Origin of the sequence: Tepidicella xavieri (assembly GCF_004363315.1) — a bacterium.
Taxonomy (GTDB): Bacteria; Pseudomonadota; Gammaproteobacteria; order Burkholderiales; family Burkholderiaceae_C; genus Tepidicella; species Tepidicella xavieri.
Genome location: NZ_SNYL01000010.1, coordinates 84971 through 106607, shown reverse-complemented (window position 1 = coordinate 106607; position 21637 = coordinate 84971). Strand labels below are relative to the sequence as shown.

20 protein-coding genes are annotated in these 21637 nt (G+C 67.4%); 9 read left to right on the top strand and 11 right to left on the bottom strand.

Annotation, left to right across the window (positions count from 1 at the left end; all coding sequences use genetic code 11):
• Both soxZ and soxB read left to right on the top strand, forming a co-directional pair.
• On the top strand, window positions 1-264 hold a 264-nt coding region (soxZ, locus tag DFR43_RS09650), incomplete at its 5' end, for a thiosulfate oxidation carrier complex protein SoxZ (protein WP_133598067.1).
• A gap of 95 nt (window positions 265-359) precedes the next feature.
• On the top strand, window positions 360-2084 hold the full coding sequence (gene soxB / locus DFR43_RS09645) for a thiosulfohydrolase SoxB (protein ID WP_133598065.1): 1725 nt from the start codon (window positions 360-362) through the stop codon (window positions 2082-2084).
• A gap of 18 nt (window positions 2085-2102) precedes the next feature.
• Here soxB and DFR43_RS09640 read toward each other — a convergent pair whose 3' ends face one another.
• From DFR43_RS09640 to DFR43_RS09630, 3 genes are all read right to left on the bottom strand, one after another.
• The gene (locus DFR43_RS09640) at window positions 2103-3257 is read right to left on the bottom strand and encodes an alpha-hydroxy acid oxidase (protein ID WP_133598063.1); all 1155 of its coding nucleotides are present in this window, start codon (window positions 3255-3257) and stop codon (window positions 2103-2105) included.
• Between the two features lie 124 nt (window positions 3258-3381).
• Complete coding sequence (locus DFR43_RS09635) at window positions 3382-3885, bottom strand: hemerythrin domain-containing protein (protein ID WP_133598061.1); 504 nt, start codon at window positions 3883-3885, stop codon at window positions 3382-3384.
• A 66-nt stretch (window positions 3886-3951) separates the two neighbouring features.
• Window positions 3952-6816 (bottom strand): ribonuclease E/G, encoded by a 2865-nt coding sequence (locus tag DFR43_RS09630; protein ID WP_133598059.1) that lies wholly within the window; start codon window positions 6814-6816, stop codon window positions 3952-3954.
• 540 nt (window positions 6817-7356) lie between these two features.
• Between DFR43_RS09630 and DFR43_RS09625 the strand changes: the two genes are divergently transcribed.
• From DFR43_RS09625 to ylqF, 4 genes are all read left to right on the top strand, one after another.
• Entirely contained in the window at window positions 7357-8355 is a 999-nt protein-coding gene (locus DFR43_RS09625; protein ID WP_245988890.1) for an RluA family pseudouridine synthase, read from the top strand.
• A 45-nt stretch (window positions 8356-8400) separates the two neighbouring features.
• A complete protein-coding gene (locus tag DFR43_RS09620) occupies window positions 8401-8706 on the top strand; it encodes an H-NS histone family protein (RefSeq protein WP_133598057.1) in 306 nt (101 codons plus the stop codon).
• A gap of 67 nt (window positions 8707-8773) precedes the next feature.
• On the top strand, window positions 8774-9433 hold the full coding sequence (locus tag DFR43_RS09615) for an HAD family hydrolase (RefSeq protein ID WP_133598056.1): 660 nt from the start codon (window positions 8774-8776) through the stop codon (window positions 9431-9433).
• A 21-nt stretch (window positions 9434-9454) separates the two neighbouring features.
• Window positions 9455-10387 (top strand): ribosome biogenesis GTPase YlqF, encoded by a 933-nt coding sequence (ylqF, locus tag DFR43_RS09610; RefSeq protein WP_133598054.1) that lies wholly within the window; start codon window positions 9455-9457, stop codon window positions 10385-10387.
• Here the strand turns inward: ylqF and DFR43_RS09605 are convergent, their stop codons facing one another.
• From DFR43_RS09605 to DFR43_RS09580, 6 genes are all read right to left on the bottom strand, one after another.
• Window positions 10388-11767, bottom strand: a complete 1380-nt coding sequence (locus DFR43_RS09605; RefSeq protein WP_133598052.1) for a TolC family outer membrane protein — start codon at window positions 11765-11767, stop codon at window positions 10388-10390. It lies immediately after the preceding gene.
• Window positions 11768-11803: 36 nt separating this feature from the next.
• Window positions 11804-12151, bottom strand: coding sequence for a rhodanese-like domain-containing protein (locus tag DFR43_RS09600; protein WP_133598049.1), 348 nt, complete (start codon window positions 12149-12151; stop codon window positions 11804-11806).
• A 12-nt stretch (window positions 12152-12163) separates the two neighbouring features.
• Window positions 12164-12862 carry a protein-L-isoaspartate O-methyltransferase family protein gene (locus DFR43_RS09595; RefSeq protein WP_133598047.1) on the bottom strand — a complete coding sequence of 233 codons (699 nt, stop codon included), beginning with the start codon at window positions 12860-12862 and terminating at the stop codon, window positions 12164-12166.
• 90 nt (window positions 12863-12952) lie between these two features.
• A complete protein-coding gene (gene mutS / locus DFR43_RS09590; protein ID WP_245988889.1) occupies window positions 12953-15631 on the bottom strand; it encodes a DNA mismatch repair protein MutS in 2679 nt (892 codons plus the stop codon).
• A 26-nt stretch (window positions 15632-15657) separates the two neighbouring features.
• Window positions 15658-16416 (bottom strand): flagellar brake protein, encoded by a 759-nt coding sequence (locus tag DFR43_RS09585; RefSeq protein WP_164499724.1) that lies wholly within the window; start codon window positions 16414-16416, stop codon window positions 15658-15660.
• Window positions 16400-17275 carry an inositol monophosphatase family protein gene (locus tag DFR43_RS09580; protein WP_133598043.1) on the bottom strand — a complete coding sequence of 292 codons (876 nt, stop codon included), beginning with the start codon at window positions 17273-17275 and terminating at the stop codon, window positions 16400-16402. The genes DFR43_RS09585 and DFR43_RS09580 overlap by 17 nt, the downstream gene beginning before the upstream one ends.
• A gap of 129 nt (window positions 17276-17404) precedes the next feature.
• Between DFR43_RS09580 and DFR43_RS09575 the strand changes: the two genes are divergently transcribed.
• On the top strand, window positions 17405-18166 hold the full coding sequence (locus DFR43_RS09575; RefSeq protein WP_133598041.1) for an RNA methyltransferase: 762 nt from the start codon (window positions 17405-17407) through the stop codon (window positions 18164-18166).
• 9 nt (window positions 18167-18175) lie between these two features.
• Window positions 18176-18946 carry a serine O-acetyltransferase gene (cysE, locus tag DFR43_RS09570; RefSeq protein ID WP_133598039.1) on the top strand — a complete coding sequence of 257 codons (771 nt, stop codon included), beginning with the start codon at window positions 18176-18178 and terminating at the stop codon, window positions 18944-18946.
• Between the two features lie 12 nt (window positions 18947-18958).
• Here the strand turns inward: cysE and mog are convergent, their stop codons facing one another.
• The gene (gene mog, locus DFR43_RS09565; protein WP_133598037.1) at window positions 18959-19558 is read right to left on the bottom strand and encodes a molybdopterin adenylyltransferase; all 600 of its coding nucleotides are present in this window, start codon (window positions 19556-19558) and stop codon (window positions 18959-18961) included.
• Window positions 19555-20187 carry a ribosome biogenesis factor YjgA gene (yjgA, locus tag DFR43_RS09560; RefSeq protein WP_133598036.1) on the bottom strand — a complete coding sequence of 211 codons (633 nt, stop codon included), beginning with the start codon at window positions 20185-20187 and terminating at the stop codon, window positions 19555-19557. The genes mog and yjgA overlap by 4 nt, the downstream gene beginning before the upstream one ends.
• A gap of 21 nt (window positions 20188-20208) precedes the next feature.
• Between yjgA and pmbA the strand changes: the two genes are divergently transcribed.
• The gene (gene pmbA / locus DFR43_RS09555; protein ID WP_133598035.1) at window positions 20209-21627 is read left to right on the top strand and encodes a metalloprotease PmbA; all 1419 of its coding nucleotides are present in this window, start codon (window positions 20209-20211) and stop codon (window positions 21625-21627) included.
• The last annotated feature ends 10 nt before the right edge of the window (window positions 21628-21637 follow it).

Sequence of the window (21637 nt, the reverse complement as noted above, 5' to 3'; positions counted from 1 at the left end):
ACGGTGCGCGTGCTGATGTCGCACGTGATGGAGCCGGGGACGCGGCGCGACGGCTCGGGCAATCTGGTGCCGGCGCACTACATCACGAACGTGGAGGCCACCCACAACGGCAAGAGCGTGCTCAAGTGCGAGTGGAGCGGGGCGGTGTCGCAGAACCCGTTTCTGGCGTTCAAGTTCAAGGGCGCGGCCAAGGGCGACAAGGTGGTGGTCAAGTGGGTGGACAACAAGGGTGAGTCCCGCACCGACGAGGCCACCATCTCCTGACGCCTCCCACCCCCTCACAGGCCAGCACCCGCTGGCCTTTTCGCTCCCGATAGACCCATAAACACCGATAACCACCCATAACGAGGATAGACCCCATGAGCTTCAGCCGACGCGAGTTCTTGCAGGTTCTGGCGGTGGCCAGCGCCGCTGGCATGGCCATTGGCCACAAAGACGTGCTGGCCGGCAACCACAGCGCCGCCCAACGGCTTTATGACGTGCCCAAATTCGGCAACGTCAGCTTCCTGCATTTCACCGACTGCCACGCGCAGCTCATGCCGATCTATTTCCGCGAGCCCAACGTGAACCTGGGGGTGGGCGAAGCCTTCGGCCGCCCGCCGCACATCGTCGGGGAAAACCTGCTGAAGTTCTTTGGCATTCGCCCCGGCACGCCCGAAGCTCACGCTTTCACCTATCTGGATTTCGACCGTGCCGCGCGTACCTACGGCAAGGTCGGCGGTTTCGCCCATCTGGCCACCCTGGTCAAGCAGCTCAAAGCCAGCCGCCCCCATGCGCTGCTGCTCGACGGCGGCGACACCTGGCAGGGCTCGGCCACCTCGTTGTGGACCAACGCGCAGGACATGGTGGACGCCTGCAAGCTGCTGGGTGTCAACATCATGACCCCGCACTGGGAATTCACCTTCGGCGCCGACCGCGTCAAGGAAATCGTCCAGAAAGACTTCAAGGGCCACATCGACTTCGTGGCCCACAACGTCAAGACGACGGACTTTGAAGACCTCGTCTTCGAACCCTACACCTTCAAAGAGCAAAGCGGCGTCAAGATCGCCGTCATCGGCCAGGCCTTCCCCTACACCCCGATTGCCAACCCGCGCCACTTCGTGCCCGACTGGACCTTCGGCATCCAGGAGGACCACATGCAGAAAATGGTGGACGAGTGCCGGGCCAAGGGGGCGCAGGTGGTGGTGGTGCTCTCGCACAACGGGATGGACGTGGACATCAAAATGGCCTCGCGCGTGCGCGGCATCGACGCCATCCTGGGCGGCCACACGCATGACGGCATGCCCGCGCCAGTGGTGGTGAAAAACGCCGGTGGGCAGACCTTGGTGACCAATGCCGGCTCCAATGGCAAATTCCTCGCCGTGCTGGACTTCGACTTCCGCGGCGGCAAGATCCAGGACTACCGCTACAAGCTCCTGCCGGTGTTCTCCAACTTCCTGCCCGCCGACCGCGAGATGCAGGCCTTCATCGACAAGGTGCGCGCGCCTTACAAAGACCGGCTGGAAGAAAAGCTCGCGGTCACCGAAGGCACGCTGTACCGCCGGGGCAATTTCAATGGATCCTGGGACCAGCTCATCTGCGAAGCGCTGATGGAAGTGCGCGGCGCCGAAATCTCGTTCTCGCCGGGCGTGCGCTGGGGCACCAGCCTGCTGGCCGGTGACACCATCACCTACGAGCGCATGATGGACCAGATGGCGCTGACCTATCCGGCCACCACGCTCAACGAGTTCACTGGCGCCGAGATCAAGACCATCCTCGAAGACGTGGCCGACAACATCTTCAACCCCGACCCCTACTTCCAGCAGGGTGGGGACATGGTGCGCGTCGGCGGGCTGGAATACACCTGCTCGCCCAAGGCGCCGATGGGCCAGCGCATCAACAACATGATGCTCAAAGGCAAGCCCATCGAGGCCGACAAGAAGTACAAGGTGGCCGGCTGGGCCTCGGTGCAGGAGGGCGTGCAGGGCACCCCGATCTGGGACGTGGTGGGCAGTTACCTGCGCGACAAGAAGGTCATCAAGCCGCTGAAGATCAACACGCCCAAGCTCATCGACGTGGCCGGCGACCCGGGCATTTCGCTCTGACGGGGCCGGCCCCCGGCATCACGCTGTCGGATAGGTGCCGGGCAGCAAAATGCTGCGGTCCACGCGGTTGATGTCGGTGTGGCCGGTGAAGGCCATGGTCAGGTCGAGTTCCTTGTGGATGATCTCCAAGGCCTTGGTCACGCCGGCCTCGCCCATGGCGCCCAAGCCATAGAGGAAGGCCCGGCCGATGTACGTGCCTTGCGCGCCCAGCGCGCGGGCCTTGAGCACGTCCTGGCCGCTGCGGATGCCACCATCCATGTGGACTTCGATCCGATGGCCCACCGCGGCGACGATTTTGGGCAGGGCGCGGATGCTGCTTTCGGCGCCGTCGAGCTGGCGGCCGCCATGGTTGCTGACGATGAGCGCATCGGCCCCGGATTCCACCGCGAGCCGGGCATCTTCCTCGTCCATGATGCCTTTGAGGATCAGCTTGCCGCCCCAGCGCTTCTTGATCCATTCCACGTCGCCCCAGTTCAGGCGCGGGTCGAACTGCTGCGCCGTCCAGGCCGAGAGGCTGCCCATGTTGTCCACGCCTTTGACGTGGCCCACGATGTTGCCAAACTGGCGCCGCGAGGTGCCCAGCATCCCCAGACACCAGCGGGGCTTGGTCATCATGTTCAGGAGGTTGGGCAGGGTGAGCTTGGGTGGCGCGGACAGGCCGTTTTTGAGGTCTTTGTGACGCTGGCCGAGGATTTGCAGATCCAGCGTCAGCACCAAGGCGCCGCAGCGGGCCGCCTTGGCGCGGTCGATCAGTCGCTCGATGAAATCACGGTCGCGCATCACGTAGAGCTGGAACCAGAAGCCTTCGCCGGCGTGCTGGGCCACGTCCTCGATGGAGCAGATGCTCATGGTGGACAGGGTGAAGGGCACGCCGAATCGCTTGGCGGCGCGGGCGGCCAGAATTTCGCCGTCGGCGTGCTGCATGCCGGTCAGCCCGGTGGGGGCAATGGCCACCGGCATCGCCACGTCCTGCCCGACCATGGTCGTGCGGGTGGTGCGGCCCTCCATGTTCACCGCCACGCGCTGGCGCAGCTTGATGGGCTGGAAGTCGGATTCGTTGGCGCGGTAGGTGCTTTCGGTCCACGAGCCGCTGTCGGCATAGTCGTAGAACATGCGCGGCACGTGGCGCTGCGCCAGGCGGCGCAGGTCTTCGATATGGGTGATCACGGGCATTCGGGTGTACTCCTCGGGACGGTTCGCCCGTGATCGTAGCTTTCGCCCTGGCGCCTGTCTTGTGAAAGCGTGACAGGCGCGTGTGAAATAAATTGCGTCCTGCCCGAAGCGGGCTGCGAGGGGGTCAGTCGCTGCAGGTGATGCTGCCGCAGCCGCTCATGCTGGCAGGCCGCACCCGCGAGGGGTCAGGCAGGGTTTCGGTGTGGGTGTCAAAGCCGAGCGAGCGCATGTGCTGCGCCAAGCCCGCGTCCATGCTGCGGGCATGCATGGGGAACCATTCCGCCAAGGCGTCGGCCATGCGGCTGATGATGTCGAGATCGCCTTGCAGGTAGTGGGTTTCCACGGCCCGCATGGTGTCGAGGATGCTTTTGTGCTGCAGGCTGTGGCAGTTGTCGGCGGTGAAGCCGGTGGCCAGCATCCAGCGATCTTCCTGCGCGAAATGGGCCTCGGTGTGCGCGGTCAGCTCACGATACAGCGGCAGTTGCGCTTCGGCAGGCAAGGCGCGCAGGTCGGCGAGCATGCGCACGAATTCCTCGTGTGTCTCGTCCATGCGGGCGTCGCCGGTGTGCAGTTCGTCGCTCCAGTGCAGATCCGGGACGACGGGGAAATCGGTGGCGGCTTCGGTCATGGGGCGAAGGATAAGGCGCTGGGCCGAGCCGGGGCTTGACGCAGATCAAGCCCCGACGGCGATGGCTCACTGCTCGAACGGCAGCCGCAGCTCGCGCAGATCGCGGCGGGTTTCGACCAGCACCAGGGGGTCGTCATCGGCCAGCACCACGGGCTTGGGTTCGCGCGGCACGCGAATCGGCTGCGGCTCGGCCGCGATGGCGGCCTGTGCCTGGGCGACCTTGTCGGCGTCGGACTGCACCCATTGCAAGCCGGCGGCCTGCGCCACTTGAGCCAGGCGGTCCACGTCGAGCACATAGGGCGCCGGGGCGTCCGTGGGCTTCTCAATGGAGGCAGGCTCAGCCGTGGCCACGACGATCGGCTCGGCCGGGGTTTGCGCGTCGTTGGCCGGGGCAGTGGCTTCGCTGGCCGGTTGGGCGGTGGCGGCTGCTTCGGTGCCAGGCGCCGAGGGGCTGGCCAGTGGCGCGGCGGCCGGCATGGTGAAGTAGGACCGAGCGGGCGGCTCGGTCGGTTCGGCGTCCGCTTCGGCCGTGGTGGTCGAGGCGGGGGCCTCGTTGGCGGCCTCGCTGCGCTGGCGGCGTTCGCGGCCATAGCGGTCGCGGCTGCGTCGGTTGTTGCGACCGGCTGCCGCCGTGCCCGCATCGGTGGCGGCTGGCTCGGCCCCGTTCGTTTCGGCTTCGGCCTCGGCGGCGGGGGACTCGCTGGCGCTGGCGGGCAGCGGGGCGGGGGTGATGGCGGTTTCCTCGGCCGATCGGCGGCCTTCGCCGCGTCCACGGCGGCGGCCTTCGCCGCGCTCGCGGCGCGGGGTATCGCTGTCGGCAGCGGCTGGTGGAGCGCCTTCGTTGACCGCCACGGCCTCGCCTGCGGCCTCTTGGGGGGTGTCGCGCCGGGGTTCGCGTTCCGGGCGGGAGGGGCGGCGGCCATCGGGGCGGGATTCGTTGCGGGCTTCACCGTTGGCCGCACGTTCGGCGAGCGGGCGCTCGCCGTTGGGGCGCGAGCGGTCGCCCCGCTCGCCGCGTTCGGGGTTGCGGCGGGCATCGCCCTGGCGTGGGGCTTCGCCGTCGGGCTGGCGCTGACCCTGCCGTTCGCCGCCACGGCCGCGGTTGCCGCGCGCGTTGGGGCCGCGCTGGTCGGCGCGGGCGGCGGGTGCAGGGGCCGCAGCCGCCGGCGCTGGCGTGGGGGTGGCGGGCGCCGGTGTCAGGCCAAAGAGGCGGCGCAGCCAGGCCATGAAGCCGGTTTCTGCCGGCGCGGGTGCCGCCGTCGGGGTGGCTGGGGCAGCGGCCACCGGCGACGGTGCCGCGGCCGGCTTGGGGGCCGCCACCGGGGCCGGGCTGTCGGGCAGCACGCCTTTGATGACCGGCTCCTGTTTGTTGGCGCGTTCCTGGCTGCGGCGCGTGAAGGTGGCCACGTCGTCCACTTCTTCGGCCAGCTTGTAGCTGGCGTCCAGGTGGTCGAGCCGGGGATCGTCGTGCTTGATGCGCTCCAGCTTGTAGTGCGGGGTGTGGAGCGATTTGTTGGGCACCAGCAGCACGTTGATGCGCTGCTTGAGCTCGATCTTGGTGATTTCGGTGCGCTTTTCGTTGAGCAGGAAGCTGGCCACCTCCACCGGCACCTGCACGAACACGGCGGCGGTGCCGTCTTTGAGGGATTCTTCCTGGATCACGCGCAGAATTTGCAGCGCCGAGGATTCGGTGTCGCGGATGTGGCCAGAGCCGCCGCAGCGCGGGCAGGGGATGGAGGCCCCCTCGTTGAGGGCCGGGCGCAGGCGCTGGCGGCTCATCTCCAGCAGGCCGAACTTGCTGATGGCGCTGAACTGCACGCGGGCGCGGTCCTGGCGCAAGGCGTCGCGCAGGCGGTTTTCCACTTCGCGGCGGTTCTTGCTGTCCTCCATGTCGATGAAGTCGATCACGATCAGGCCGCCCAGGTCGCGCAGGCGGGCCTGGCGCGCCACTTCGTCGGCGGCTTCCAGGTTGGTGCGCAGCGCGGTTTCCTCGATGTCGCCGCCTTTGATGGCGCGTGCGGAGTTCACGTCCACCGCAACCAGGGCTTCGGTCTGGTCGATCACGATGGCGCCGCCCGAAGGCAGGTTCACGGTGCGGCTGTAGGCGGTCTCGATCTGGTGTTCGATCTGGAAGCGCGAAAACAACGGGGCCGCATCGCGGTAGCGCTTGACGCGGTGGCCGTGCTCGGGCATCACGTGCGTCATGAACTGGTGGGCTTGCTCGTAGATGTCGTCGGTGTCGATCAGGATCTCACCGATGTCGCTGTTGAAGTAGTCGCGGATGGCCCGGATGACGAGGCTGGACTCCTGGTAGATGAGGAAGGCGCCTTTGCCCGCCTTGGCCGCGCCGTCGATGGCATTCCACAGCTTGAGCAGGTAGTTCAAGTCCCATTGCAGCTCGGCGGCGTCGCGCCCGATGCCGGCCGTGCGCGCAATGATGCTCATGCCATTGGGGTATTCGAGCTGGTCGAGCGTGGCCTTGAGTTCGGCGCGGTCCTCGCCTTCGATGCGCCGGCTCACGCCGCCGCCGCGCGGGTTGTTGGGCATCAGCACCACATAGCGCCCGGCCAGGCTGATGAAGGTGGTCAGCGCCGCGCCTTTGTTGCCGCGCTCTTCCTTCTCCACCTGAACGATGAGTTCCTGCCCTTCGCGGATCACGTCCTGGATGCGGGCCTGCGAGGGGGCCACATTGCCCTGGAAGTACTGGCGCGAGATTTCCTTGAACGGCAAAAAGCCGTGGCGTTCCTCGCCGTAGTCCACGAAGCACGCCTCCAGCGAGGGCTCCACCCGCGTGACGACGGCTTTGTAGATATTGCCCTTGCGCTGTTCGCGCCCCTCGATTTCGATTTCGTAATCGAGCAGTTTCTGCCCGTCCACGATCGCCAGGCGGCGCTCTTCGGCCTGCGTGGCGTTGATCAGCATGCGCTTCATGAAATGAAAGTCCTCGTTTTTTCGATCACAACGGCCCGTCAACGGGCGCACAGCCACAGGCCGGCGTGGTGGTGGCGAACGAGGAGGAATTGCCGGAGAGCCCTGGGCGTCTGAGCGGCGGCGCAGCCGGGCGCCGCGCACGCTCAGGCAAGCCTGGGCATAGGCGCGCGGAGTTGGGTGATCAAAGGGGGCAAGTCGGTGTGGGACACTGCGTCTGCCTGTGCGTCTCTGAGTTCACTTGCGTCCACGCCCAGCCCCGCCGGATCGGCCGGTGGCTGGGCGTTTGGGGTATTCCGTATCGGGTTCGCTGAAACGACAACGTCGGCACGACTGCGGCGGCGCGCTGCGCGATCGTGCGCAAGCGGCGTGCGCCGAAGCGGGCTACCTGCCTGGGCCGACTGTCACTCGTGCGTGCCTTAAACTTCACGGCCCATCAAGCACTTGCCAATCGCAACCAGACGCCCCCATTATAGAGGCTTGCCGGTCGTCGCGGGCCAAGAGCCTGCCCCGCACGTGACGCTTGCCCAGTCTGCCATGCCCATGCCTGCTTCCGAAACCGTCCCGGCGCCGGCCGTTCAGTATTTCACGGTGGATGCCGACTCCGACGGCCAGCGCCTTGACAATTACCTGCTGCGCGAGCTCAAAGGCGTGCCCAAAACCCACATCTACCGGATCATCCGCTCTGGGGAAGTGCGGCTCAACAAAGCCCGGGCGCAGGCCGATACGCGGGTGCAGGCCGGCGACGTGTTGCGCGTGCCGCCGATTCGCCTGCCGGCCCGCTCGGTGGCCGCTGCGCCGGCCGCGCCCGCGCGGGAATTTCCCGTGTTGTGGGAAGATGCCGCCTTATTGGCCGTGGACAAACCCGCTGGCGTGGCCGTGCACGGGGGCAGCGGCGTGTCATTCGGTGTGATCGAGCAATTGCGGCAGGCACGCCCCCAGGTGCAAAGCCTGGAATTGGCGCACCGCCTGGACCGCGAAACCAGTGGCATTTTACTCATTTCCAAGAAAAAAAGCGCACTGCGGCAATTGCAGGATCAATTCCGCGAGCGCTCCACCGGCAAAACCTATCTGGCCTTGGTCAAAGGCGATTGGCCGGTTGGCCGCAAAGTGGTGGATGTGCCACTGCACAAATTTCTGCTGCCTGATGGCGAGCGCCGCGTGCGCGTCACCACCCCGGACGACCCGGAGGGCATGCGCTCGATCAGCCTGGTGCGGGTGCTGGGACGGGTAGCGCCGCCGGCTGGGTGGCCCGCAGCGGCCGAGCAGCGCTTCAGCCTGCTGGCCGTGACTATCAAGACGGGGCGGACCCATCAGATTCGCGTGCACTTGGCCCACGGCGGGCACCCGATTGTGGGTGATGACAAATATGGCGATTTCGAATTGAACCGGCTATTGCACAAAAGCGGTCTGCGGCGCATGTTTCTACATGCGTGGCAATTGAGCTTTCGCCATCCGGTCGATGGGCGTCTGATCGAATTGACCGCGCCCTTGCCCCCGGAATTGCGGTGCTGGGGCAACGTCTCGGCGTTTTGTGATTAGAATGTGGCCATTGTCTCGATCCTTTCTCCCTTTTAGGATTTCACCATGGCAACCTATTCCGAGTTGATGGCCCAGGCCCAGGCATTGATGGCTCAGGCCGAACAAGTCAGAAAACAAGAATTGGCACAAGTGATTGCCGACATCAAAACCACGATGCGCCAATACGGCCTGACGGTCGAGGATCTGGGCGTGACGCCCGTGCGCGTTCGCCCCGCTGGCCGCCGCACCAAGGCCCCGGCCAAATACCGTGGCCCCAATGGCGAGTTGTGGTCCGGTGGCCCGGGTCGCAAGCCCGAATGGGTCAAGGCCATTCTGGCCGAGGGCAAGGACATCGAGGCCTACCGCATCTGACCATCTTCTTGATGGGCATCCTGAAAAGGGCGCACAATGCGCCCTTTGTCATTTCGGTTCTCCACACATGCGACCTCGTCAATTCGATCTCATCGCCTTCGATTGGGACGGCACCCTGTTCGACTCCACCGCCATCATCGTGCGCTGCATCCAGGCGGCGGTGCGTGACGTGGGCGGTCGCGTGCCCACCGACGAAGAGGCGGCCTACGTGATCGGCATGGGGTTGATGCAGGCCCTGGCCCATGTGGCGCCCGACGTGCCGCCAGATCGCCATGCCTTGCTGGGGGAGCGCTACCGGCACCATTACTTCGCGCACCAGCACGACATTTCCCTTTTTCAGGGGGTGCTGCCGCTGCTGCACGACCTCAAAGCGCGTCACCATTGGCTCGTGGTGGCCACCGGCAAGAGCCGCCGCGGGCTGGACGAGGCATTGCGGCATGTGGAACTGCACGGCCTGTTCGATGGCTCGCGCACGGCCGATGAGACCGCCAGCAAACCCCATCCGCTCATGCTGCACCAGCTCATGCGCGAATTTGGCGTGGAGCCGGAGCGCACCCTCATGATCGGCGACACCACGCACGACCTGCAAATGGCGCGCAACGCCGGCTGCGCCAGCGTGGGCGTGAGTTATGGGGCGCACGACCCGCAAGGCTTTGCCGAGTACGATCCGCAATTCGTGGCCCACTCGGTGCAGGAACTGCACGACTGGCTGCGCGCCCACGCCTGATCCCCTGTAGGAGCGCTCGCCATGACGGTTCAGTGGTTCCCCGGCCACATGCATGCCACCCGCAAGGCGATGGCTCAGCGCATCAAGGAGATCGACGTGCTCATCGAAATGCTCGATGCGCGTCTGCCCGGCTCCAGCGCCAACCCGATGCTGGCCCAGCTCACTGTCGGCAAGCCCAGCCTGAAAGTGCTCAACAAGCAGGACCTGGCCGACCCCGTGCGCACCGAGGCCTGGCTGGCGCATTACAACGCCCGGCCTGGCACCCGGGCCATTGGGCTGCATGCTGGCATGGCCGCGCCGGCGCGCGCCCTCATCCACGCTTGCCGGGAACTGGTACCGCACCGCGGCGGTATGGTCAAGCCGGTTCGCGTGCTGATCGGGGGCATCCCGAACGTGGGCAAGTCCACCCTCATCAACACCTTGGTGGGCAAGCGTGCCGCCCAGACCGGCGACGAGGCCGGCGTGACCAAGCAGGAGCAGCGCATCGTGCTGGCCGATGACTTCTATCTGTACGACACGCCGGGCGTGCTGTGGCCCAAGATCATCGTGCCGCAAAGTGGCTATCACCTGGCCGCCAGCGGCGCGGTCGGGCGCAACGCTTACGATGAAGAAGAGGTGGCGCTGGAGCTGCTGGAGGCGATCAAGCGGCCTTATGCCCACTTGCTGGAGGCGCGCTACCGCTGGGGCTGGGCACCCGAAGCCGTCGCAGCCATGCCCGCGGATGAACTGCTGGGCGCCATCGGCCGCAAGCGCGGGGCCTTGCTGCCGGGGGGCCGCCTGCACGCCCAGAAAGCCGCCGAGATCTTGCTGACGGATTTTCGCAGCGGCGCCCTGGGGCGCATCACGCTGGAGACGCCCGACGAATACGCGGCCTGGCTGGAGGCCGCGCTGCAGGCCGAGGCCGCGCGCGCCGCCGAACGCCGCTCAGGCAGCGGCGGCAAGCGGGCCGGATGATCAGGGCTTGAGCAGCGCGTTGATGGGCTGCAGATCGTCGGCCGCCAACACGCCGCTGGCCTGCTTCAGCCGCAGGTTGCCCACCAACACGCTGTAGCGGGCCCGTGCCAGATCGGCCTTGGTTTGGAACAGCTGGCTCTGAGCGTTGAGCACGTCGATGTTGATGCGCACCCCGACCTGATAGCCGAGCTGGTTGGCCTCCAGCGCGCTCTGGCTGGACGCTTCGGCCGCTTCCAGGGCCTTGACCTGGCTCATGCCCGATACGACCCCGAAAAAGGCGGCCCGGGTGGCTTGGGCAATCCCGCGCTGGGCCGCGTCGAGGTCGGCGCGGGCACGGTCTTCCAGGGCCAGCGCTTCGGCGATGCGGTTCTGAACGGCCCCGCCGGTGTAAAGCGGCAGATTGAATTGCACGCCCACCGTGGCGTTGTGGTTGCGCACGTAGCCCGGGATCGTGCCCTGGCCAGGGCCGCGCGCGATCTGGTATTGCGCCACCGCATCCAGCGTCGGGCCTTGGGCGGCTTGCGCCTTGCGGGCTTCGAGCTGGGCGATTTCGAGCGCCGTGCGGGCCTGCCGCAGTTGCGGGTGCTCCGCCTCCGCGCGGCCGATCCAGGCGTCCACCCCGTCGGGGGTGATGGCCGGCAGCGCCGCGCCTTCGGCCAGCCGCCAGGGCTGGGTATCGCGGCGGCCCACGAGCTGGTCGAGCGCCAGTTTCTTCACGCGCAGGTCGTTCTCGGCGGCGATTTCTTGCGCGGTGACCAGATCGAAGCGGGCCTGGGCTTCGCGTGTGTCGGTGATGGTGGCGGTGCCGACTTCGAAATTGCGCCGGGCGGCGGCCAGCTGTTCAGACACCGCGGCCTTCTGCGCCTTGACGAAAGCCAGGTTGTCTTCGGCGGCCAGCACGTCAAAGTAAGCCTGGGCGGTGCGCACGATCAGATCCTGCTCGGCGCTCAGCAGCCGGGCCTGCGCGATGTCGAGCGATTTTTCGGCTTGCTCCAGGGCGAGCCGGTTGGCGGGGCGCCACAGGGGATGGCTGGCCGAGACGCCCACGTTCTGGCTGTTGGTGGTGCGGTCCAGCGCGGCCACGCTGCTGTCGGTGCGGGTCCAGCTCGCGCCGGCGCTCAAGCCCACGTTGGGCAGCACGCCGGCACGGGCTTGCTCGGCGCGGGCCTTGTCGGCTTCAAACTGGGCCTGCGCGGCGAGGAAGGTCGCGTCGTACTGGCGGGCGGCTTCGAACAGCTCTTGCAGGCTCTGGGCCCGGGCCGGCTGCGTCAGCGTCAGCGTCGCCCAGGCCACTGCCGCCAGCGCCATGCCCAGCGGACGGCGCGCGCCGGAGAGGGAAGATGGCAGGAAACGGGTGGGGGTAATTGGGCGGGCTGTCATGGGGCGTCCTCGTTGCAGAAACAGGCTGAAATGAGCTCAGTAGCGTGGCACCGACGGATCCACTTCCGCGGACCAGGCGTGAATGCCGCCGTGGATGTTGACCACGTGTTCGAACCCCTGATTCTTCAGGAAATAGGCCACTTGCGCGCTGCGGCCGCCGTGGTGGCACAGACAGGCGATGTGCCCGTCCCGCGGCAGCTCGCCGAGTCGGGCGGGCAGGCTGGCCATCGGCATGTGGACGAGGTCGAACCCCTCGGCCTTGACGCTGGCAAGCTGCACCTCCCAGGGCTCGCGCACGTCGAGCACCACAGGGCGATCGCAACCCTGCTGGCGGCATTGGGCCAGCCATTCGGCGAGTTGGGCGGGGCGGATATGGTCGATCACAGGGCGTCCTGTTCAGAATTGGAAGCGGGAAGGCTCCGGGAAGTGGCGCATGCGGGGCGCCACGATGTCCCAGGGCTGCTCGGTGTGGAAGGCCACATCGCCGGTGCGCCGCACGATGGTGGCACGCATTATGGGTTCGTTGCCCACGATGGCAAACAGGCGGCCGCCCTGGCGCAGCAGTTCCAGCAGGTCGGAGGGCACTTCGGCGATGGAGCCGCTGACCACGATGGCGTCGTATGGGGCGGCGCTCACGCAGGCGGCAAAGCGGCTGGCGGCGGCGTCGGCCACGCGCACTTCCACGTTGTCGATGCCCGCAGCGGCCAGCCGGGCTTGGGCTTGGCGGGCCAGTTCGGGGTTGATCTCCAGGCTCAGCACACGGGCCGAGAGCTTGCCCAGCAAGGCGGCCATGTAGCCCGAACCGGTGCCGATTTCGAGCACGTTGTCGCCCGGTTGCAGGGCCAGGTCTTGCAGGGCGCGGGCTTCGACCTTGGGCGGCAGCATGCACTCGCCTTCGACCACCGGATGACTCAGCGGAATTTCCATGTCGGCCAGGGCCAGCGACTGGAAGGCCGCGGGCACGAATTGCTCGCGCTTGACTTCGGCCAACAAGGCCAGCACGCGCGCATCCAGCACTTCCCATGGCCGAATCTGCTGTTCGATCATGTTGAAGCGTGCTTGCTCGAAGTTGAAGGCGGAGGCTGCAGTGCTCATAAATACTCCAGTGGGTATATTAGCCGATTCTGGGTCATTTTACCCAAGCAAGGGTTTTTCCGGGTTTGGGGGTACCTGTGAAGGCGTTGCTCATGTGCCCGAGGCCGACTGGCGCAGCAGATGATGCAGATGGTACAGGGCGTCGAGCGCCTCGCGGGGGCTGAGGGCATCGGGGTCGATGGCGGCCAGCGCCTGCTCCAGGGGGTGTGGCTCGGGCGCCGGCGCTGCCGGGGGCGCGGCAAAGAGGTCCACTTGCAGGCGCGTGCTGGCGCTTTGGGCTTCCAAGGCTTCCAGGGTGTGCCGGGCGTGCTGCACCACCGCGGCCGGCACGCCGGCCAGCCGGGCCACCTGCACGCCGTAGCTGCGGCTGGCCGGCCCGGGCTCGATCTGGTGCAGAAACACGATGTCGCGCCCCTGGCCCTCCACGGCGCTGACGTGGACATTGACCGCCGCATGGTGCTGGGCCGGGAATTCGGTCAGCTCGAAATAGTGGGTGGCGAACAGGGTGAAGGCCTTGACCTTGTCGTGCAGATGGGTGGCGATGGCCGAGGCCAGGGCCAGTCCGTCGAAGGTGGAGGTGCCGCGTCCGATTTCGTCCATCAACACCAGGCTGTGCGGGCTGGCGTTGTGCAGGATTTGGGCGGCTTCGGTCATCTCCAGCATGAAGGTGGACTGGGCGTTGGCCAGGTCATCGGCCGCGCCGATGCGGGTGTGGATGGCGTCGATGGGGCCGAGGCGGCAGTGGCTGGCCGGCACGTAACTGCCCATGCTGGCCAGCAGCACGATGACGGCGACTTGCCGCATGTAGGTCGATTTGCCGCCCATGTTGGGGCCGGTGATGATCTGCATGCGCGCCTTGGGGCCGAGCACCGTGTCGTTGGGGATGAAGGGGCCGGCGCCGGTTTCCTGAAGGCGGGCTTCAACGACCGGGTGCCGGCCGGCGCGGATTTCGATGCACGGCTCGATGGCGAATTCGGGCGCGCACCAGCCCAGGGTGAGGGAGCGCTCGGCCAGCGCGCACAGCACGTCCAGCGTGGCCATGGCCTGCGTGATGTGGCTGAGCACGCCCAGGTGGGCCTGCAGGCGGTCCAGCAAGTCTTCGTAAAGCCACTTCTCGCGGGCCAGCGCGCGTTCCTGGGCGCTGAGCGCTTTGTCTTCGAAGGCTTTGAGTTCCGGGGTGATGAAGCGCTCGGCGTTTTTCAGGGTCTGGCGGCGCCGGTAGTCGTCGGGCACTTTGTCGAGCTGGCCCTGGGTGACTTCGATGTAGAAGCCGTGCACTTTGTTGTATTGCACGCGCAAGTTGGCGATGCCCGTGCGCTGGCGCTCGCGGGCCTCCAGGTCGAGCAGAAAGCCATCGCAGTTGGTCTGGATGGCGCGCAGTTCGTCGAGCTCGCTGTCGTAGCCGTGGTTGATGACGCCGCCGTCGCGCACCAGCGCCGCCGGCTCGGGCAGCAGGGCGTGGTGCAGCAGCTCGGCGCAGCCGGGCGGGGGCTGGAGCCGTTCGGCCAGGCGGGGCAGCAGCTCGCCGGCAGACGGCGCGCCGGCTTGCAGTGCCTGGCGCAGCTGATCGGCCAGCGCCTGGGTGCGTTGCAGGGTTTGGGCCAGACCGACCAGTTCACGCGGGCGGGCTTGGCGCAGCGCGATGCGGGCGGTGATGCGCTCGACATCGCTGGCGCCTTTGAGGGCTTGGCGCAGACCGGCGTGCAGACCGTCGCGCAGGCAGGTGATGGCCTGTTGGCGCTCGCGGGCCAGGGTGCGGTCGCGAGGCGGCTCCAGCAGCCAGCGCTTGAGGAGGCGGCTGCCCATGCCGGTCTGACAGGTGTCGAGCAGGGAAAACAGCGTGGGCGCGCTTTCGCCGCGCAGCGTCTGGATGAGTTCGAGGTTGCGGCGGGTCGTCTCGGGCAGCTCGATGTGCTCCTGCGGCCGCGCCACGTGCAACTGGCGCACGTGGGTCAGGGCGCGGCCTTGGGTGTGTTCGGCGTAGTCGAGCAGGGCCGAAGCGGCGGCGTGGGCGTCGGGCAGGTCTTGGGCGCCCCAGCCGGCGAGGCTGCTGGCCTGCAATTGCTCGCACAGCTTGCGCGCGCCGAGCGCGGCATCGAAGGCCCAGGCGGGGCGCAGGGCCAGCGACAGCCGGGCGCCTGGGCCTTGGCCGCTGAGCGCCGGCCACTGGCGCTGCAGGTCCTGCAATTCCTGTTCGAAGGCGGGCGTCACGTCGGCGCTGTGCAGCAGCTCGCTGGGGCCGATGCGTGTGACCCAGGCGCGCAGCGCCGAGCGGGGGCATTGGGCCAGATGGATCACGCCCTGCGTGACGCTGAGCCAGGCCAGTCCGCAGGTGTGCCGCTGGCCCGCGTGGACGGCCAGGAGGACAGACTCGTTCTTGTCGTTGAGCAGTTCCGCGTCGGTCAGCGTGCCGGGCGTGACCACGCGCACGACCTTGCGCTCCACCGGCCCCTTGGCGCCGGCCGGATCGCCGATTTGCTCGCAAATGGCCACGGATTCGCCGAGCTTGATCAGGCGCGCCAGATAGGTTTCCACCGAGTGGAAGGGCACCCCGGCCATGACCACGGGCTGGCCCGCCGACTGGCCGCGCCGGGTCAGGGTGATGTCGAGCAGACGGGCGGCTTTTTCCGCGTCGTCGTAAAACAGCTCGTAGAAATCCCCCATGCGGTAGAACAGCAGGGTGTCGGGGTAGTCCGCTTTGAGGCGCAGGTATTGCGCCATCATGGGGGTGTGCTTGTCGATGTCTTGCAGCAAGGCGGATCGGTCCATGGCGGGATTGTCGGCCAGGCGCGGCATCAGCCCAGGTTGCGGCGGTCCAATTCCAGCCGGGTGATGTAGCGCTGCAGCAGGTTTTCGGCCCCGGCCGACAGGCGGACGAACAGGCAGCCGACCTTGCGGCGCACATGGCCGCTGCGGGTGTGGATCTCGTCGATGTGGCGCACTTCCAGGTCGGCGCTGATGACGCCCATGTCGTCGAGCTGCAGGCGGCATTCGGGCAGGCGCAGCCCGGTTTCCCAGGTCAGAGAGGTGCCGGTGGGCATCTCGATGGCCACTCCCCCCAGGGAGATGTCGATGAGCGTGGCCGGCACGCGTGGCGCCGGACGGCCCGCAGCCGGCAAGGCCGCGGGGATCTCGCACCGCGCCGCATGCCCCACGGGAATGGGCATGCGGTGAAACTCCCGGCGCTGCAGGCGGTGCAGGCGCTTGGGCAAGGCCGACAGGAACGCCGGCAAGCCCTGGTGAACGACCTCGCGCAGCGGCCCCAGGGCGCATTTGAGCTCCACCCCGTCCACCATGCCGCTGAGCAGCACGTCCGGGGCGGCCAGCAGTCGCTGGTTGGTGCGGGCGTCTGGCCCGACATCGAACACCAGCTCCCCGTTGTCGCGCACCTCCAGCACCACCGAGACGATGGAGTCCGCCGGGCCGTACCAGAGCCGCACCCGCTCGCCGTGCTTGCACAGCAGGCGGAATTGCTGGCGGATGTCCAGCGGATACTGGATCCAGTATGGGCTGTTCTCGCCAGGCAGCCGAAAGGCGTCAGCGCGCGTTTCCATCCTGATCGTCGCTGCTGGCGGAGGGGGTGGCGCGAGCGGCCTGCGCGGTGCCGCACTGGCTGTACTTGCCCAGCAGGTTGGCCATCTGTCCATAGATGCGCGGGTTGGCGGCCATGCATTCGCGCCGTTCCAGGAAATCGGCTTCGCCGGTGAAGTTGCCCACCAGACCGCCGGCTTCGGTCACCAGCAGCGCGCCGGCGGCCACGTCCCACGGGCTCAGGCCGGTTTCGAAGAAACCATCGGCAAAACCGGCCGCCACATAGGCCAGGTCCAGGGCGGCCGCGCCGGGCCGCCGCACGCCGGCCACCCGGGGCATGATGTCCTGCAGCATCTGCATGAAGGTCTGGAAATGGTCGCCCGGGCGGAACGGAAAGCCCGTGCTTATCAGACAGTCGCGCAACTGGGTGCGCTTGGCCACGCGGATGCGCCGGTCGTTGAGGTAGGCGCCCCGGCCACGGGTGGCGCAGAACAGATCGTTGCGGGTGGGGTCGTACACCACGGCCTGCTCGATGCGGCCCTCGACCATCAGCGCGATGCTGACGCAGTACACCGGAAAACCGTGGATGAAGTTGGTGGTGCCGTCCAGCGGGTCGATGATCCAGACGTGATGCCGGTCGCGTCCCTTGCCCTCCCGGCGCCCCGACTCCTCGGCCCAGATGCCATGGTCGGGGTAGGCGCCCAGCAGCGTCTCGATGATGGCTTGCTCGGCGGCGTGGTCCACCTCGGTGACGAAGTCGTTCGTCTGCTTGGCCGACACGCGCACCGATTCGATGTCGAGCGAGGCGCGGTTGATGAGGGTGCCGGCGGCACGCGCGGCCTTGATGGCCACGTTGAGCATGGGGTGTAGGTGGGAGGACATGGATTGTGCGAGGAACGTGGACGGGGCTGTGCGATGACAGCGACAATACCGCATTTTACCGGCCCGCCTTCAGCCGGCGCAACCCGAAACTGCTGCCACACAAGCCCACGCACAGTCCCTCCTCACGCCATGGCGCCCGTCACTCGATTCGTCCTCATCGAAACCAGCCACGCCGGCAACGTGGGCGCCACCGCCCGCGCGTTGAAGGTGATGGGCTTTGACGATCTGGTGCTGGTGCGCCCGCGCTGGCCCGATGTGCTGCAGCGGCCAGAGGCCATCGAGCGGGCCAGTGGCGCGGTGGACGTGTTGCAGCGGGCGCGCGTGGTCAGCACGCTGGACGAGGCGCTCGACGGCATGACCCACGTCTGCGCCACGGCCATGACGCCGCGCGACTTCGGCCCCCCGACGCGCCCGCCCCGCGGGCATTTTGAGGCGTTGGTGGCGCGAGGGTTGCCGCAGGGCGTGGCGTTCCTGTTTGGCCCCGAGCGCTACGGCATGAGCAACGCCGATGTCTGGCGCAGCCACGTCTGTCTACGCATTCCCACCGCGCCAGACTACGGCTCGCTGAATCTGGCCGCGGCGGTCCAGCTCATCGCCTATGAATGGCGGCAGACGATCGGTGGCTGGGAGGCGTCGGACCGCGTGTCGCCGCCACAGACAGCCCTGTTGGCTTCGCAGCGCCTGGCCGACGCACAGGCCGTGGCGGGGTTGCTGAGCCACTGGGCGCAGGCCCTGACCGCCGTCGGCTATCTGGACCCGGCCGCCCCCAAAAAACTCATGCCCCGGCTGCAACAACTCCTCAACCGCGCCCAGCCCACCGAGGCCGAAGTCCACATACTGCGCGGGGTGGCGCGCGCCATGCTGGAGACCGCCGCCCGCGCGAAACGCTAGACTGACGCCATGTTTGCCCGACTGAAGTCCGACATCGACTGCATCCTGGAGCGCGACCCGGCTGCCCGCAGCCGCTGGGAGGTGCTGACCTGTTATCCCGGCCTGCATGCCGTGGTCATGCACCGCTGGGCGCACGCTTGCTGGCGGGCCGGCTTCAAGTGGTTGGGACGCTGGATCTCACACTGGAACCGCTGGCTCACGGGCATCGAGATTCACCCCGGCGCCAAGATCGGCGAGCGCGTCTTCATCGACCACGGCATGGGCGTGGTCATTGGCGAGACGGCCGAAATCGGCGACGGCTGCACCATCTACCACGGCGTCACGCTGGGAGGAACGTCGCTGTACAAAGGCGAGAAACGCCATCCCACCCTGGGCCGCAACGTGGTGGTGGGGGCTGGGGCCAAGGTGCTGGGCGGCTTTACCGTGGGCGATGGCGCCAAGGTGGGCAGTAACGCGGTGGTCACCAAGCCGGTGCCCGCCGGCGCCACCGCCGTGGGCAACCCGGCCCGCATCATCCAGGCCGAAGCCGACGCCAAGCGCGAGGAAGCCGCTTCCAAGATGGGTTTTTCGGCCTACGGCGTGACGCAGAACGACGATCCGCTGAGCCAGGCGCTGCGCGGCCTCATCGACAACGCCGCCAGCCATGAGCATCAGATTGCCCTGCTGTGGCAAGCCATCGAGAAGCTGGCCTGCGCCCAGCGCGGCGATTGCGTGCCCAGCGACGCGGCCAAGACCGAGCACTTCGAGGCCGAACGGCTCAACCAGCTCGTGGGCAAATAGCCCGCCCGCCGCTCAGGCGCCGGCCGAGGCCCGGATGGCCGACTTGGGGCGAAAAGCGCGGCACACCTCGTCGTGGGTTTCGAGGTAGGGGCCGCCAATGAGGTCGATGCAGTACGGCACGGCGGCGAAGATCCCATGCACCAGCGGCTGACCGGCGGCGTCTTTCAAGCCTTCGAGCGTCTCGGCGATGCTCTTGGGCTGACCGGGCAGGTTGATGATGAGGCTGCGCCCCCGGATGACGGCCACCTGGCGCGACAAGATGGCCGTGGGCACGAAGCGCAGGCTGATCTGGCGCATCTGCTCGCCAAAGCCGGGCATTTCTTTGTCGGCCACCGCCAGCGTGGCCTCGGGGGTGACGTCGCGCGCGGCCGGCCCGGTGCCGCCGGTGGTCAGGACCAGCGCGCAGCCCGCCTGGTCCACGAGCTCGATCAGGGTATGGCTGATGAGGGCTTGCTCGTCGGGGATCAGCCGCGCCTCGAAGGTGATGGGGTTCTTCAGCGCCCGGCTCAGCCACTCTTTGAGCGCGGGCAGCCCCTTGTCTTCATAGACGCCGGTGCTGGCGCGGTCGCTGATGGAGACGATGCCGATGCGGACGGGGTCGTGGGTGCTCATGGGGCGTCGGTGGTGGAAAGGGTGTCGGCCCGGGCGTCCAGCGTGGCCCGGACGATCTGGAAAATCTCGCGATAGCTTTTGCCGTGGCGCGGTGCCTGGCCGGGGCGCTCGGGGGTGGCCTGGGCGTCCTTGCGGGCCTGGCGGATGAGCGAGCGCAGCCGTTGCACGTCGGCTTGCGGGTCCAGGCTCAGCCAGTCGGTGAGGGCCTGGTCGTCGGCCAGCAGCCGATCGCGCCATTGTTCGGCCTGGTGCAGGCGCTCGGTGTCGGCCGCGCTGCCCTGGTGCTGTACTTGCAGCGCGTGCTCGATGGCGGCGATGGCGGCTTCGTCGAGCTGGCGCATGAGCTTGCCGATGTACTGCATCTGCCGGCGCTTGCCTTCGAAGTCGGTGATGCGCTTGGCCTCGGCCAGGGCGTCGAGCAACTTGTCGGGCACGCCCAGGGGCTCCATCAGCGCGGGGCGCAGCGTCAGCAATTGCTGGCCCAATTGCTGCAGCCGGTCGCTGTGTTTCTTGAGGTCGGTTTTGCTGACTTCGCCTTTGAGTTCGCGCTTGAGCTCGAGGTCGAGCTCGCTGCCTTCGGCCACGAAATGGCCTTTGACGAAGTAGCCTTTGGTGGGTTTGCGTGCCATCCAAGTATCATAGCCGCCAGCATGAAAAAGACACGTTTGACCGCCCCCGCCCAGACCGGCGATGCGCCCGAATCCGGTTTCCAGTTCACCCCATCCCAATTCGAGGCCTTGGCCGATCTGGCCTTGAGCCATGCGCGCCAGCTGGGCGTGCGCGATGCCGGGGTCGAGGTTTCGGAAGGGGCGGGGCTGAGCGTGTCGGTGCGCAAAGGCGCGCTGGAGAACGTGGAGCGCAACCGCGACAAATCGCTGGGCATCACGGTCTATTGGGGGCAGCAGCGGGGCAATGCGTCCACGTCGGACTTCTCCCCCCAGGCGATCCGGCAGACGGTGCAGGCCGCTTACGACATTGCCCGCTTCACCGCCGAGGACCCGGTGGCCGGCCTGCCCGACGAGCAGGACGTGGCCGACCAGTACCCCGATCTGGAACTGTTTCACCCCTGGGCCATCAGCGCCGAGGAGGCGGCGCAGATGGCGTTGCGCTGCGAAGCCGCGGCGTTTGCCACCAGCCGGCTCATCACCAACAGCGAAGGCGCAGGCGTCTCGGCGCAGCAGTCGCATTTCTACACCGAGCACATGCGCGGCGGGGAGCGCGGCCGGCAGGGCATCTTCCGGGGCGGCTACGCCAGTTCGCGGCACAGCCTGTCGGTGGCGCCCATCGCGGGCAAAGGGGCTGGCATGCAGCGCGATTACTGGTTCAGCTCGCAGCGCAATCCGCGCGATCTGGCGAGCCCCGAAGCCGTGGGGGAGTACGCGGCGCGCCGGGCCTTGGCGCGGCTCAAGCCCCGCAAAATCGCCACTACCGAGTGCCCGGTGCTGTTCGAGGCGCCGCTGGCCGCGGGCTTGCTCGGGGCCTTCGTGCAGGCGGTCAGCGGTGGCGCCTTGTACCGCCGCACCAGTTTTTTGGTCGATAGCCTGGGGCGACAGGTGTTTGCGCCGCACATCGATCTGTACGAGGACCCGCTCATCATTGGTGGCAAGGGCAGCGCGCCGTTCGACGACGAAGGCGTGCGCACCGTGGCGCGGCAAGTCGTCAGCGGCGGCTGCGTCAAGGGATACTTCCTGTCCACCTACTCGGCCCGTAAGCTAGGCATGCGCACCACCGGCAATGCCGGCGGCTCGCACAACTTGTACCTTCGCAGCCGGCAGACCCAGCCCGGAGACGACCTTGATGCCATGCTGCGCAAGCTCGGTACCGGGCTGTTCGTGACCGAACTCATGGGGCAGGGCGTCAACTATGTGACCGGGGACTATTCGCGCGGCGCGGCCGGTTTTTGGGTGGAGAACGGGCAGATGGCCTACCCGGTGCAAGAAATCACCATCGCAGGGAACCTCAAGGACATGTTCCTGGGCATCGAGGCCGTGGGTGCCGATGAGTATGCTTACGGCGCCAAGAACGTGGGGTCGGTGCTGATTGGCCGCATGAAGGTGGCGGGCAGCTGAGGTAGCGCTT

Coding starts and splice junctions, on each gene's coding strand:
- soxB (WP_133598065.1), top strand. CDS start 360: ATGAGCTTCAGCCGACGCGAGTTCTTGCAGGTTCTGGCGGTGGCCAGC.
- DFR43_RS09640 (WP_133598063.1), bottom strand. CDS start 3,257: ATGCCCGTGATCACCCATATCGAAGACCTGCGCCGCCTGGCGCAGCGC.
- DFR43_RS09635 (WP_133598061.1), bottom strand. CDS start 3,885: ATGACCGAAGCCGCCACCGATTTCCCCGTCGTCCCGGATCTGCACTGG.
- DFR43_RS09630 (WP_133598059.1), bottom strand. CDS start 6,816: ATGAAGCGCATGCTGATCAACGCCACGCAGGCCGAAGAGCGCCGCCTG.
- DFR43_RS09625 (WP_245988890.1), top strand. CDS start 7,357: ATGCCTGCTTCCGAAACCGTCCCGGCGCCGGCCGTTCAGTATTTCACG.
- DFR43_RS09620 (WP_133598057.1), top strand. CDS start 8,401: ATGGCAACCTATTCCGAGTTGATGGCCCAGGCCCAGGCATTGATGGCT.
- DFR43_RS09615 (WP_133598056.1), top strand. CDS start 8,774: ATGCGACCTCGTCAATTCGATCTCATCGCCTTCGATTGGGACGGCACC.
- ylqF (WP_133598054.1), top strand. CDS start 9,455: ATGACGGTTCAGTGGTTCCCCGGCCACATGCATGCCACCCGCAAGGCG.
- DFR43_RS09605 (WP_133598052.1), bottom strand. CDS start 11,767: ATGACAGCCCGCCCAATTACCCCCACCCGTTTCCTGCCATCTTCCCTC.
- DFR43_RS09595 (WP_133598047.1), bottom strand. CDS start 12,862: ATGAGCACTGCAGCCTCCGCCTTCAACTTCGAGCAAGCACGCTTCAAC.
- mutS (WP_245988889.1), bottom strand. CDS start 15,631: ATGGACCGATCCGCCTTGCTGCAAGACATCGACAAGCACACCCCCATG.
- DFR43_RS09585 (WP_164499724.1), bottom strand. CDS start 16,416: ATGGAAACGCGCGCTGACGCCTTTCGGCTGCCTGGCGAGAACAGCCCA.
- DFR43_RS09580 (WP_133598043.1), bottom strand. CDS start 17,275: ATGTCCTCCCACCTACACCCCATGCTCAACGTGGCCATCAAGGCCGCG.
- DFR43_RS09575 (WP_133598041.1), top strand. CDS start 17,405: ATGGCGCCCGTCACTCGATTCGTCCTCATCGAAACCAGCCACGCCGGC.
- cysE (WP_133598039.1), top strand. CDS start 18,176: ATGTTTGCCCGACTGAAGTCCGACATCGACTGCATCCTGGAGCGCGAC.
- mog (WP_133598037.1), bottom strand. CDS start 19,558: ATGAGCACCCACGACCCCGTCCGCATCGGCATCGTCTCCATCAGCGAC.
- yjgA (WP_133598036.1), bottom strand. CDS start 20,187: ATGGCACGCAAACCCACCAAAGGCTACTTCGTCAAAGGCCATTTCGTG.
- pmbA (WP_133598035.1), top strand. CDS start 20,209: ATGAAAAAGACACGTTTGACCGCCCCCGCCCAGACCGGCGATGCGCCC.